This is a genomic window from Ruminococcus sp. B05, assembly GCF_003628495.1.
GTDB classification, from domain to species: Bacteria; Bacillota; Clostridia; order Lachnospirales; family Lachnospiraceae; genus Schaedlerella; species Schaedlerella hominis.
The window spans coordinates 24561-36488 of record NZ_RBZR01000029.1 but is presented as its reverse complement, the minus strand read 5'-3'; the positions used below and the strand labels follow the sequence as shown (position 1 = coordinate 36488).

Sequence of the window (11928 nt, the reverse complement as noted above, 5' to 3'; positions counted from 1 at the left end):
AAACTGGCGCAACAAAAAAACTCATTATTCTGCTGATTTAGATAGAATGATAATGCCGATTGGCAATCAGATTTCCCCGGAGGTGGAGCAAGGCTTTTTTTAGTTGGTGCAGATCATGGATATTATGAAAAAAAGCGAAAATAGACAAGGCGGCATCCTCCTTTATGCCGCCCCTGCTAATTGCATGAGGTCATTGTGTTTCTGCTTAGAGCAAAAAGAAACGGCGGCTCTGAATTTTTCAAAGCCACCGAAAGATAATATTAGGCGTGTTAATAGGTCTGCTTTACGACGGCTTTTTTTCTTTTGCCGTCGTCCGGCAGATTAGATAGATTATTTTCCTTTTTTCTTTTTATCATCAAGAGATTTTTTCAAAATATCTTGATTGATACGTTCCAGTAACCTATCGGGGTCAGATAAGGTAATATTCTCAGCAACATTATTCAAAGAACGTTTTATCAACTTATCTAAATCATCATTATTCATGCCCGAACACCTCCTCATGCCACTTGATGTTTACAGTAGGAACGAACTGCAAGAAACAAAAAAATTGGAACTTCAATCGCTGCGGAAATTAAAATTATATGTGGTGTCCAAAAACTCATTCCACCAATATGCAAATAGTTAAAATTGATAAGCTGATACAGGAAATTGTTCTGCATCCCAATTCCAGCAGAGGGGAGAATGGCAGAAATCCAATTTACACCTAATGCTGTGTAAGCAAAAAACGGGACAAGGATTATAACAATGGAGATCAGCAACACCGACAGTGCATCTTTACACTTGGCGGATAGGAAAAGTGTGCAGCAAATGCAACTCACAATAGACAGCAACCCCGCCAGAGCAAGGTAAATTTGCAGTTGTCCCAAATTGATATTAGGCAGGTTGATAATGGAAAACAGCATTTGCATAGATGTTTCCAAACAATTTGTACCAAATGCTAAGTTTGAGATCAGTAGGTGTAGAGTAATCCCAACAGCAAATATCACGACCGAGATCGCACAAGATGCCAGTATTCTGCTAACTGCCAGTTTCAACCGACCATGCTTTGTACAGCGCAAGATGCTATCGGCCCCGCTCTGATACTCACCAGAAAAAGCAGGAGCTGTAATGGCAACACACAAAATCGCCAGAACCATGATATAAAGTTCAATGTAATCAAAAGCATCTCTGGAAAGCCCTGCATAAAGCTGGAATGGCGTATCAACCTCGGCGTACTTGTCTATGCTCTGTTGCTGCGCTTTTGGATGGTTTCGCTGCTCATTTTTCATAACATCTGATAAATGGGTAGCACAACGCTGATAATAGTTTTGTGCGACATCTTCCGGATCAATATCCATAAGGTCAGCTCCAATTCCAGTCAGCGGATCAGCATACAGTTCTGGCAACGCTTTGAGTAATGGGCGAATAGGTACAATCTGTTTAACGCTGACAGAAACCGGGAATGTATCACTCTCCAGAGGGCCGTATTCATTTATTAAATCCTGATAAGTTTTCAATGCCTCACTTACTTTTTCTGGAGTAACTTCTCCATTTATAGCAGAATACAAATCTCGCTTAAATTCGATTGCCTCCATACCATCAAGTTCTGTTTTTGTTCCGTCTGGATTTGGACGATTGATGGACTCAAAAGCAATCGGCAGATATGCCATAGCAATGGACATAACCAGAGCCACAGCAAGTAAGATAAGTGTGCGTCGTGATTTCAGGACACGCTTTACTTCTAAACAAAATAAACGCATATTATTTTCCCTCCCTTTCGACATCTTCTTGTGGAAACAGCCATAAATATAAATCTTCCAAACGTGGTTCCGCAGGAATGGAACCCTCTACCTCGGAATGATCCGCGAGATAACGGATAGATATTTGATTATTGTCCTCGCCTCGCTGATTGATAATCCTCAGACGCATTTCATAGTCCATCATCTTATGGGCAGGAATTACACAACTCCATACTTTACCCTCAATCTGTTTTACCAACTCGTTTGTCGTTCCCACATCAATAATTTTTCCAGCTTTCATAATCGCATTACGAGTTGCGATATATTCAATATCAGAAACAATATGGGTGGAAATCAGAACAATACGGTTATGTGAAAATTCTGAAATGAAGTTTCTAAACCGCACCCTTTCTCCGGGATCAAGTCCTGCCGTTGGCTCATCCATAACAAGGATTTTAGGGTCATTCAGCATAGCCTGTGCAATTCCCACACGACGTTTCATACCGCCAGATAGTTTGGCAATCTTTTTTCCTTTCACATCGGAGAGGGTAAGAATATCAAGTAGCTGGTTGATTTTCTTTGTGGTTTCTCTGGGCGACACATCCTTTAATGCAGCGATATATTCTAGATAATCCTTGACCGTGAAATCGCGGGAATAGCCAAAATCCTGTGGCAAAAAGCCAAAGATATTGCGGTAATTTGCACCCATCTTGCGAATATCTTCTCCGTCAAAAGAAATGCTCCCATTGCTCGGTTCCATAATATCCGCAATCATCCGCATAAGTGTAGTTTTACCAGCTCCGTTTGCTCCCAACAACCCCCATACGCCGGTTGTCAATGTAAGGCTAACATCATCAACAGCCATCTTATCTTTAAACCGCTTGCTTATGTGTTCAATTTTCAGTTCCATAAATTTGCTCCTTTCGCTTAAACAAAAATCTGCCCTTGTTCAGTAACCATTGTACCGAACAAGGGCAGAACAATCTCAAAGATTGTGCAGGAAAATTCCTAAGTAATTCCTAAGATTAGGTTCTAATTTTCCTAAGCTGAAATAGGCAACATAATCATAAAGGAAATAGTTTCATTTTTACTGGAAGCAGTAATCGTACCGCCATGCAGATGTATGATTTCTTCGGCAATCGAAAGCCCTAATCCTGCACCGCCTGTATCAGAAAGCCGTGCTTCATCCAAACGGCTGAATTTTTCAAATATGCTATCAAGCTGCTCCGGTGGAATTGTCTTGCCATGATTTTCAAAAATGATTTGAATATTACGGTCAGATTTCTTTGCTGATATGCTAATTTCTGTTTTGGAGTAGCTATATGCAGCCGCATTTCTCAAAAGATTACTGAACACTCTTGCCAGTTTTTCAGGATCGCCGGTTACAGACAAATCATCATCCGCTTTGAAAACCACCGTATTGCCATTGGCGGACAGCGTTGGGTATATTTCGTCGATCACCTGTGCAATTAGACAGTGTAAATCTACGGTTTCCCTTTTCAGTACAACCGTATGTGCGTTGTATTTTGTTACCTCAAACAGTTCATTGATAAGTTTTTCAAGACGGTCTGCTTTATCAAGTGCCACCTTGATATACTTTTCCTTTTGATTTTCAGGCATATCCGGGGCCTCATGGAGCAAGCTCAAATAACCGATTACCGTTGTCAATGGGGTTCGTATGTCATGGGCCAGATACATGATAATTTCATTCTTTTTATCCTCGGCTTGTTTTGCCGCCTGTTTACTTAATAGAACAGACATTTTGATTTGGTTTAGCTGGTTTTCCAACTCTTTAAGTGGTTCCGATAAAGCCACCGCATGATCATTCTGTTCATAAACAGTTTGTGTTGCGGAAATTACCTCGTCCAAATATCCCCACGGTTTTTTCCAGAAATAATTAAAAATGCAAACAAAACCTATTATCAAGTAGATAATGAGAATCGCATCAATACGCAAATAGAGCCACGATAAGATACTGTTATTGAATTTTGAAAAAATGTAATCCAGCAGGATAACCAGTCCAAATCCCACCACAGTATATAAAACCAATGACAGGTACAAGTGCACACTAAGCCGCTTTTCCGTAGTCGTTCTTTTATTCAATATGGCGCACCTCCTATCAATTCAAAAACAAAATAAATGCCAAAAATCCAACAACAACGACACTTACAATAACAGCCAGAATGAAAAATAGTTTATCTGCTGTTTCTCTGTTTTTAAGCAATCGAACCATCATACCATATAGAGCAAGTCCTAAAAGGCCACCCATGAAATTTGTAATCAGATCGGTGATGTCAGACCGTCCGATTGCTAAAACATATTGAGCCCCTTCCAACAGCAGGCTTGTTCCAGCAATGATAATCAGTTTACCATGAAACCGACATTTAGGCAGAAGCATTTGCAGATATATACCCATCGGAACGAAAATCAAAAGATTTTCAAGCACTTCTTTTAGGTGAAATGCTGTTCCAATTTCCTTGTCGTAATAAAACGGGATTAGATTTATACTTCTTACCGTGTCTAAATCATTGATATTGAATTGCAACTTGAATAATATTATCCAAACCAAAAGTGCCAGATAAATCAAAAAAAGAACTGGCACAAAAAATTTTTGCTTTTCTTTCATGTGTTCTCCTTTCAAATTTTATAGCCGACTCCCCAAATTGTTTTAATGTATTTTGGAGTATCAGAAGTATCTTTTAACTTTTCACGCAAATGCCGGATATGCACTGTGATAGTGCTACTGTTTTTGGAATAATATTCATCTTTCCATACTGCATGAAATAAATCTTCAATGCTTACAACTGTTCCGGCATTTTTCAACAAAACATTAAGAATTGAAAACTCGGTCGGAGTCAGTGACACATTTTCACCATCCAATAGACATTCATGAGTCTGTGTGTTCAATCGCAATTTATTGTATGAAAGTTCCGGCTGTATTTTTTCTACACTTGTGGCAGGAGAATATTTTTTGTAACGTCGCAGTTGTGCTTTCACTCTGGCAACTACTTCCAAAGGCCGAAACGGTTTTGTCACATAATCATCTGCTCCTAATGTCAGTCCTGTAATCTTATCCGTTTCCTCAATTTTAGCTGTCAGCATAATAATGGGATAAGTATATTTTTCACGAATAAGCTGGCACAGAGAAAAGCCGTCCATATCCGGGAGCATGACATCCAAAATGGCAAGATCAATATCTTCGTTTTCAATACATGGCATTGCGTCCTTAGCACAGTAATATTTATAAACAATGTAGTTTTCATTTTGCAGATAGACTTCTAACAAGTTTGCTATATCCCGTTCATCATCTATCACTAATATCTTTTCAGACATATTTTTTCAACTCCTTTTTGACTTCTTATTTGATTAAGTATAGCAGGAATAAAGTTTTCATTCTCAATGATTTACATGAGAAATTATTAAGATTTTCCTAATACTTTATAGCGCCTATCCATTGGTTGTTCTGCCTCTTTCGGGATCAGCCAAATGGTAGCCATTTTCACAGCGCCGGGGATACGCCCTCCGGCGCATAAATAATTGATCTGCCTTGGGGTAACACCCCATTTTTCACTTGCTTCTTTCAGCGTCATATAATCCATATAGTTCCCCTCCAATATGGCTCATTATATTTCTTTTGCTCGAAGAATACAAGCGTGCAAATGAGGCGCAAGGCCCTGTGCCAGAAGCACTATGAGACCTTGCGCCCTTTGTTGCTTTATCCTAAAAATACTGCCAGCTGTTTCAGACCACGCCGGATACTCTCACGGACACGGCTTGGGTCTACACCCTCCGCTGCGGCAATCTCGCTCACGCGCATCCCCAGGTAATACCGGGCATAGATCCGCTCGGCCTGCTTCTCCGGCAGAGCTATCACTGCGGCGTAGAGCTGCTCCCGCAACTGCTTTTCCTCCAGGAACATTTCCGGCGTCTGGGGTTTTAGCAGAATCGCATTCTCAATGCCGTTGTCACAATCCAGAGAGTAATGCGCCTTGTAGCGATACATCCTCCGGTCATAGGCAGCCTCTGCACGCTCAGCGGCACGGATCGTCTCCAGCACATCTTCTGTTACTTCTACAAAGTGATCGGTTTTATAAACATCGGGATACAGATCCCTAAGATTGACTTTTTTCATTATGTACCTCCATTTCGATTCACGGGTGGTTGACGGGTGAACCGAACGGAGGCGGGGAACGGCAGCGGTATACTTTGGGAGCTTTCCTGAAAAAGCAGCAATAGAAAACGCCAGCTCTCCATAAAGGAAAACTGGCGCAACAAAAAAACTCATTATTCTGCTGATTTAGATAGAATGATAATGCCGATTGGCAATCAGATTTCCCCGGAGGTGGAGCAAGGCTTTTTTTAGTTGGTGCAGATCATGGATATTATGAAAAAAAGCGAAAATAGACAAGGCGGCATCCTCCTTTATGCCGCCCCTGCTAATTGCATGAGGTCATTGTGTTTCTGCTTAGAGCAAAAAGAAACGGCGGCTCTGAATTTTTCAAAGCCACCGAAAGATAATATTAGGCGTGTTAATAGGTCTGCTTTACGACGGCTTTTTTTCTTTTGCCGTCGTGCGGCAGAATGTTATTCAATATTCAATTCAATGTTTCCAGTAAAGTCCTCACACTCAATGCCGATATAGTTTCCGCCTTCAGGGAGTGTAATTGTATCGCTGTATGTTCCGGTTGTTTCAATCAAAGTGACTGCTTCATCAGATCCAGAAATCCAAAATACTTTTGCAGTACCTTCCGTAACCTCCAAAGTGCAGTCAATAGACAGCTCCTTACCGGCTTCTCTCTTTATGGAAGTTCCTCCGAACAAATACTCTGTATCTGAAAAATTCTCATAATCAGCCGTATAAGTTCCCGTATAATCATCGATCCCTTTTTCTTTTGTTCCTTCCAAAGATAACTTTCCTGTAAGCTCTATGGCTCCAGCCGACTGAACGATATTATTATAATGATCGAGAATTTCATCTTTTGAACAGCCAGAAAGCATAAAACTTCCCAAAAGAACAAATGCCAATGCTAAAACTGTTTTCTTCATAAAATCATCACCAGCCTTTCTTTGGTGCTACCTTTTTGGCCTTTTTCTTTGTTTGGGTTGCTTCTCGCTCTTTCATGCACAAAATCAAGATGGCAGAAATAACAACAGCAAGCACAAGACTGCAAGAACAGGTTCCGATATTCCAGTTGACTGCGGTATCATAGCTACGGTAGCCTACCATTCCGAGACTTGCGGTAATCGGATAAAGGTTTGCTAATGTCATATTTCCTGCGGCAAACATCCCTCCATATCCATAGACAAAAGCAATGATTACACCGACTAAAAAGCTGCCTGCCCTCCGACAAGTAAGAGCGATAATCGGCAGAACCGCAAGATATAAAAAGAAATTAACTGCGGTAATCTGCAAGGTTGCTTTTAGTGCTAAGGAAATTTCAAAGCCGGGAAATCCCACAATCATTTCTGCTATGATTGTAAACAGGCTGCATATCAGCCCGAAAATAATAGACAATACGCCGCACACAATCAATTTCCCGGTCAGCAGTTTCTTAAAAGAGATCGGCACAGTCAGAATATTTTTCAATGTGTCATCCGTCTGCTCACGAGAAATCATATATCCAGCAATTAGGCTGATACACATCGGAAAAATCATGGACATATTGTTTTTGATGACCTGTTCTGTAAGATAGGCGAAATCCCAAACGGAACCATCATTCGCCATAGAGGTAAACAAGGTCAGCAGGACGGATAGGAGCATGAGCGCAACGCCCGCCCAAAGGATATGATACCTTTTCAATTTATAAAATTCTGTTTTTACAATGCGAACCATGTTTATTCCCCCCTCTGCTTATATAATCTATCAATCAGTAAGAACGAAACTAATGCCATGATCCCAAGAATGAATACAACTTGAAATGTTGAAGGAATTAGCCCTGTCATTTGCTCCAAGTCCATTTTTATTCCATGAGCCGCCATATCTCCCGCACTCCAAAATGTAGTCAGTGGCGTGGGCAGAAGCCATAACATGGTTTTAGGCAGTGTGTCAAACAATGCCGTAGCACTCATGTTCAGAACACTGTAAAAGACACACAGCAAAATAGAAAAAACATAGGTCTTACTGAAAAAGACAACAAGGACAATCAACGGGAGTGTTCCTGCCGTAATGAAAATTCCTGTTTCAACCGCTAAAAACAATTTATAGCCTATTCCATAAACTTCTAATGTTCCAAATCCGCAAAGAATTGTTGCAATGGTAGAAGCCACACAAAAAACAATTCCAAAAAGAAACAGGACAATAATCTTTGCAAGTACCATTTGCGTGCTGGTTACAGGAATTGTACGCAGATTTTTGAATGTATCGTTGTCGCGTTCCATAAAAAACAGGATAGCGGCAATCACTCCGATAATGCAGGGCAGTAAAAACTGGATACCATATCCCAGCACCATATTAAATAGTCCGTCGAAAGCATCTGCCTGATCCGTATATCGCTCCATCATAGAGGGCGTTGTCATCAGATAAGTCAGCGGGAGTGGAAACAGAAAAGCAGCCAGAATAATCAGCGGAATAAATTTCTTCCGTTTCAATTTCAAAAATTCGCATTTGATTAGTTTAAGCAATTCCTTCGCCCCCTGTCACACGCTTGAAGTAATCTTCAAGACTTTCTTCACAAGTATGCGCCTCCGATACCTCCAATCCATTTTCTACAAAGGCAGTTACAATTTTCCCCACAGGCAGATCAAGGTTGTGCAGGCGCAGATTGTGGTCGTCCTGTATGGAAAAATGGTTTTCATGGAAATTGCGTTCCAAAATTCTTGCCGCCTGTGCAGTATCAGAGAGCGTAAACCGAATATGCTTACTGCTTTTTTGCTCCAGTTCAGCAAGGCTTTCTTCTTCCAGCAATGCTCCGTGGTCGATAATTCCAATATCGTCAGCCAGCAAAGAAATCTCTGAAAGAATATGACTGGAAATCAAAATGGTTTTTCCTCTTGCGTCGCAAAGCTCCCGAATAAAGGAGCGTACTTCTGCAATACCGATGGGATCGAGACCGTTGATCGGCTCATCCAAAATCAAAAGTTCCGGATCGTGCATAACGGCAAGGGCGATGGCAAGCCGCTGCTTCATACCAAGAGAATACTGAGAAAAGAGCTTTTTATCTTTGTAGGGCAGTCCTACCAGATCAAGAGCGTCTTTGATGGCATGATTGTTCGGTACGCCCCGTAGGGTAGCAAAGATACGCAGGTTCTCTGTGCCGGTCAGATTGGGATAAAAGCCGGGGGACTCAATCAGGCTGCCGATACGGGGCAACAATTTCTTTTCATTCCCCTGCAAAGATTTTCCCCAGATTTTGACCTCACCGGAAGTCGGCTTCGTTAAGCCCAACAACATTTTCATAGTAGTGGTTTTTCCGGCTCCGTTTCTGCCCAGCAGACCATAAATTCTCCCACGCTTCACATGGATATTTAAGTCAGCCACACTCTTTTGTGAGCCGTATTGCTTTGTCAGATTTTTTGTTTCAATGATGTAATTTGTATCCATATTCAAAACCTCCTGTTCTGTAAGGTATTCTATCACGCCAACCTTGCATTAACCTTGCCGCAACCTTGCATTAACCTTGCAATTTGAAATCCGGCAAAAATGACAAAGGTTCCCGCCATAAAGACGGGAACCCGCTTAAATCTCCAAAGGAAAAAGCAACATAAATTCAGTTCCTTCTCCCGGAAAGCTTTCAACTGTTATGCTTCCACCCATCTTTTCTACAAGCTGATGGACAATAGAAAGCCCAAGTCCGCTGCCTTTTTCAGAGCGTCCTTTATCACACTTATAAAGCCGTTCAAATATGTGTTTCAAATCTTCCTTCTCAATTCCCACTCCATTATCCGCCAGCAGCAGCTCCATGCTGTTTTCCTTCTTCGATAGAGAAATTTTAATTTTGTCCGCATGGCTATGAGCGATTACATTTTGAATAAGGTTATTGATGATCCTCATATAGCTGTCCATATCCAATCTTACCCGGACAGGCTGTTCCGGAATATCAATGTCATAATCAACCTGTTTATCCTCAAAAATCGGTATCCAGTCGATCAGGATATTTCTTGTCAGTTCTGCGGCCTCAATGCTCTGGATCTCCAAAGCAAACTCGTTGGAATTTAACTTGAACCAGTCAAAGAGCACATCAATATATTCTTTCAGATCGTGGGCTTTCCGGCGGGCGGTTTCAATATAATCATCCCGGTCTTTTCCCGTGACCAGTCCTTTGTGTGCAGCGTCAAGATACCCGATCAGAGTGGTAAGGGGCGTCCGGACATCGTGGGAAAGGCTCGTCATAAGCTGGCGGTTGGTTTCTTCTGTTTGAAGGACAATCGAAAGTCTGCTTTCATAGGCCACAACGATTTCATTGATTTCATAGGCAAGAGGGGCTACCAGTTCATTTGTTGCAGACAAGATACGCCGATTGCCATTTCCATTTTTCACATCAATCAGAGCATCTGTCATTTCTGCTATTTGTTTTTTTACGCGCCGAACGAGAGCGATGGAAGTCAGCACAGCCAAAACAGTAATCAAAATGGAAAAGAAAACGATGATTTCCATACCGGCTACACCTCCTTATTAAAACGGTAGCCAATCCCTTTGACCGTTTGGATATACTTTGGACTGGAAGGATTGATTTCTAATTTTTTACGAAGTCGGCTGATGATCGCCATAATGTTGCTGTCATCATAGAAATATTCTTCGCCCCATACTTCCTCATAAATCTGCTGTTTGGTCAAAATTTTCCCTTGATGTTTTGCACAGTATAAGAGCAGATCAAATTCCTTTGGCGGAAGTTCAAAAGTGCCGTTTTCCGTAGTAACAGAACGGTTTTCAAGGTCAATCTGCAATCCGTCAAAATCCAGTTTTTGCATGGCTCCGGCTTGCTGATTAAAGCGAGTGTAGCGGCGAATGAGGGAAACAATTCGGGCAATCAGTTCATCCATGTCAAACGGCTTTGTCAGATAATCGTCCGCTCCGGCCCGTAAGCCCCGCACTTTAGAAATGCTGTCATTTTTGGATGTGAACATCAAAATTGGTAGGCTGTTTTCATTGCGGATTTCTTCCAGCGTTTCAAAGCCATCCATACCGGGCATCATCACATCCAACACCACAAGCTGATACTCCTGCTCTTTTAATTTCTGCAAGCCCTCTTTTCCGGTATTACAAAAATCAGCTTCAATATGTTCCGATTGTACGCTGCGTTTAACCAAAGCACACAGTTCTCTGTCATCATCTATAATCAAAATTTTATTCATGACGCAGCTCCTTCCCTTGTTTTGTCCGGCCATCAATCGGCTTCTCCGCAGTTTTAGGGATCAGCCAAACACCAGCCATTTTCACAGCACCGGGGATACGCCCACCGGCACAATAATAATTTACTCTACGAGGTGTCACGCCCCACTGCTCAGCGGCCTCTTTTAATGTCATATAATCCATTTTGCACCTCCACAAAACACATTATAGTTCTTATACTCGAACAATACAAGCGTATAGAAATATCACGCTCAAAAAATCGGCATAATCAAGCCTATTGACCAGCATAATAAGGTTATTCCTTTGTGCAAATCAGCACGATAGAATATACTTGAGGTGAGTGATTATGCCGATTGATGATTTGACTGCTTTGGGGCAAAAAATGCGGGAAGCCCGAAAGAAAAAAGACCTGACACAGCAGGAGCTTGCGGATCTAAGCCATGTATCTGTCAAGCAGATCGCCAGCATTGAAAAGGGACAAATCAATCCGTCCTATTTGATTTTGAAGGCATTGGCAAAGGTGCTTCCGCTCTCCCTGGACACTCTGATCAATCCAGATGTTTCTCCAGATGATGAGGGAGCCAATCAGATGAAGATGCTTTATTGTAGCTGTCCGTCAGAAATGCGTGAAACCCTCTTGCACCATACGCAGGAGACCGCGAAAGAACTAACAGAACTATCCGAGAAATTTGAAACGAATTGAGCCGGTGAGTGAAATTTGATTGTTTCCTCACTGGCTTCTTTCATTTCCGAGTAAAAAGAAGCAAGCAATGCCGGTGTTAATACACACCGACCCGCAGAGTGCAAAATCCCTCCGTGATTTTCCTCTCCGCTTGCTTGTTGAGGGCAGCGCCCCCAAGCCCCTTTGAACACAGAATTTCATTCTGTGGCTGCGCGTTCTGCGAACGCTTTTGACCAGGA

The 11928-nt window shown here is 41.8% G+C and carries 16 protein-coding genes; 1 reads left to right on the top strand and 15 read right to left on the bottom strand.

Features of this window, described 5'->3' with window-relative positions; genetic code table 11:
- Positions 1-330: 330 nt before the first annotated feature.
- The 15 genes from D8Q48_RS17300 to D8Q48_RS14845 form a co-directional block, all read right to left on the bottom strand.
- Entirely contained in the window at positions 331-483 is a 153-nt protein-coding gene (locus D8Q48_RS17300) for a hypothetical protein (RefSeq protein WP_158557390.1), read from the bottom strand.
- A 14-nt stretch (positions 484-497) separates the two neighbouring features.
- A complete protein-coding gene (locus D8Q48_RS14910) occupies positions 498-1739 on the bottom strand; it encodes an ABC transporter permease (RefSeq protein WP_121057052.1) in 1242 nt (413 codons plus the stop codon).
- A 1-nt stretch (position 1740) separates the two neighbouring features.
- Positions 1741-2628 (bottom strand): ABC transporter ATP-binding protein, encoded by an 888-nt coding sequence (locus D8Q48_RS14905; RefSeq protein WP_117752389.1) that lies wholly within the window; start codon positions 2626-2628, stop codon positions 1741-1743.
- 131 nt (positions 2629-2759) lie between these two features.
- Positions 2760-3824: a HAMP domain-containing sensor histidine kinase gene (locus tag D8Q48_RS14900; protein ID WP_121057050.1), complete on the bottom strand. Its 1065-nt coding sequence runs from the start codon at positions 3822-3824 to the stop codon at positions 2760-2762.
- A 13-nt stretch (positions 3825-3837) separates the two neighbouring features.
- Positions 3838-4344 carry a VanZ family protein gene (locus tag D8Q48_RS14895; protein ID WP_121057048.1) on the bottom strand — a complete coding sequence of 169 codons (507 nt, stop codon included), beginning with the start codon at positions 4342-4344 and terminating at the stop codon, positions 3838-3840.
- An 11-nt stretch (positions 4345-4355) separates the two neighbouring features.
- Positions 4356-5051, bottom strand: coding sequence for a VanR-ABDEGLN family response regulator transcription factor (gene vanR / locus D8Q48_RS14890; protein WP_117752391.1), 696 nt, complete (start codon positions 5049-5051; stop codon positions 4356-4358).
- A gap of 86 nt (positions 5052-5137) precedes the next feature.
- Positions 5138-5317, bottom strand: coding sequence for a helix-turn-helix domain-containing protein (locus tag D8Q48_RS14885; RefSeq protein WP_117752392.1), 180 nt, complete (start codon positions 5315-5317; stop codon positions 5138-5140).
- A 116-nt stretch (positions 5318-5433) separates the two neighbouring features.
- Positions 5434-5850, bottom strand: a complete 417-nt coding sequence (locus D8Q48_RS14880) for a sigma factor-like helix-turn-helix DNA-binding protein (RefSeq protein WP_117752393.1) — start codon at positions 5848-5850, stop codon at positions 5434-5436.
- A 452-nt stretch (positions 5851-6302) separates the two neighbouring features.
- Complete coding sequence (locus tag D8Q48_RS14875; protein ID WP_121057046.1) at positions 6303-6764, bottom strand: hypothetical protein; 462 nt, start codon at positions 6762-6764, stop codon at positions 6303-6305.
- 7 nt (positions 6765-6771) lie between these two features.
- Positions 6772-7551: an ABC transporter permease gene (locus tag D8Q48_RS14870; protein ID WP_006874367.1), complete on the bottom strand. Its 780-nt coding sequence runs from the start codon at positions 7549-7551 to the stop codon at positions 6772-6774.
- Positions 7552-7553: 2 nt separating this feature from the next.
- Positions 7554-8339 (bottom strand): ABC transporter permease, encoded by a 786-nt coding sequence (locus tag D8Q48_RS14865; protein WP_016438886.1) that lies wholly within the window; start codon positions 8337-8339, stop codon positions 7554-7556.
- Positions 8332-9258 (bottom strand): ABC transporter ATP-binding protein, encoded by a 927-nt coding sequence (locus D8Q48_RS14860; protein WP_007860248.1) that lies wholly within the window; start codon positions 9256-9258, stop codon positions 8332-8334. Before D8Q48_RS14860 ends, D8Q48_RS14865 begins: the two co-directional genes overlap by 8 nt.
- 135 nt (positions 9259-9393) lie before the next feature.
- Complete coding sequence (locus tag D8Q48_RS14855; protein ID WP_121057044.1) at positions 9394-10311, bottom strand: HAMP domain-containing sensor histidine kinase; 918 nt, start codon at positions 10309-10311, stop codon at positions 9394-9396.
- Positions 10312-10316: 5 nt separating this feature from the next.
- Positions 10317-11009 (bottom strand): response regulator transcription factor, encoded by a 693-nt coding sequence (locus D8Q48_RS14850; protein WP_121057041.1) that lies wholly within the window; start codon positions 11007-11009, stop codon positions 10317-10319.
- The gene (locus D8Q48_RS14845; RefSeq protein WP_121057040.1) at positions 11002-11190 is read right to left on the bottom strand and encodes a helix-turn-helix domain-containing protein; all 189 of its coding nucleotides are present in this window, start codon (positions 11188-11190) and stop codon (positions 11002-11004) included. Before D8Q48_RS14845 ends, D8Q48_RS14850 begins: the two co-directional genes overlap by 8 nt.
- A gap of 163 nt (positions 11191-11353) precedes the next feature.
- Here D8Q48_RS14845 and D8Q48_RS14840 point away from each other — a divergent pair, with 163 nt between their 5' ends.
- On the top strand, positions 11354-11710 hold the full coding sequence (locus tag D8Q48_RS14840; RefSeq protein WP_121057038.1) for a helix-turn-helix transcriptional regulator: 357 nt from the start codon (positions 11354-11356) through the stop codon (positions 11708-11710).
- The last annotated feature ends 218 nt before the right edge of the window (positions 11711-11928 follow it).

What these genes read in the sequence shown, in the direction of transcription:
- D8Q48_RS17300 (WP_158557390.1), bottom strand. Translation starts at nt 483, where the DNA reads ATGAATAATGATGATTTAGATAAGTTGATAAAACGTTCTTTGAATAAT.
- D8Q48_RS14910 (WP_121057052.1), bottom strand. Translation starts at nt 1,739, where the DNA reads ATGCGTTTATTTTGTTTAGAAGTAAAGCGTGTCCTGAAATCACGACGC.
- D8Q48_RS14905 (WP_117752389.1), bottom strand. Translation starts at nt 2,628, where the DNA reads ATGGAACTGAAAATTGAACACATAAGCAAGCGGTTTAAAGATAAGATG.
- D8Q48_RS14895 (WP_121057048.1), bottom strand. Translation starts at nt 4,344, where the DNA reads ATGAAAGAAAAGCAAAAATTTTTTGTGCCAGTTCTTTTTTTGATTTAT.
- vanR (WP_117752391.1), bottom strand. Translation starts at nt 5,051, where the DNA reads ATGTCTGAAAAGATATTAGTGATAGATGATGAACGGGATATAGCAAAC.
- D8Q48_RS14885 (WP_117752392.1), bottom strand. Translation starts at nt 5,317, where the DNA reads ATGGATTATATGACGCTGAAAGAAGCAAGTGAAAAATGGGGTGTTACC.
- D8Q48_RS14880 (WP_117752393.1), bottom strand. Translation starts at nt 5,850, where the DNA reads ATGAAAAAAGTCAATCTTAGGGATCTGTATCCCGATGTTTATAAAACC.
- D8Q48_RS14875 (WP_121057046.1), bottom strand. Translation starts at nt 6,764, where the DNA reads ATGAAGAAAACAGTTTTAGCATTGGCATTTGTTCTTTTGGGAAGTTTT.
- D8Q48_RS14870 (WP_006874367.1), bottom strand. Translation starts at nt 7,551, where the DNA reads ATGGTTCGCATTGTAAAAACAGAATTTTATAAATTGAAAAGGTATCAT.
- D8Q48_RS14860 (WP_007860248.1), bottom strand. Translation starts at nt 9,258, where the DNA reads ATGGATACAAATTACATCATTGAAACAAAAAATCTGACAAAGCAATAC.
- D8Q48_RS14855 (WP_121057044.1), bottom strand. Translation starts at nt 10,311, where the DNA reads ATGGAAATCATCGTTTTCTTTTCCATTTTGATTACTGTTTTGGCTGTG.
- D8Q48_RS14850 (WP_121057041.1), bottom strand. Translation starts at nt 11,009, where the DNA reads ATGAATAAAATTTTGATTATAGATGATGACAGAGAACTGTGTGCTTTG.
- D8Q48_RS14845 (WP_121057040.1), bottom strand. Translation starts at nt 11,190, where the DNA reads ATGGATTATATGACATTAAAAGAGGCCGCTGAGCAGTGGGGCGTGACA.
- D8Q48_RS14840 (WP_121057038.1), top strand. Translation starts at nt 11,354, where the DNA reads ATGCCGATTGATGATTTGACTGCTTTGGGGCAAAAAATGCGGGAAGCC.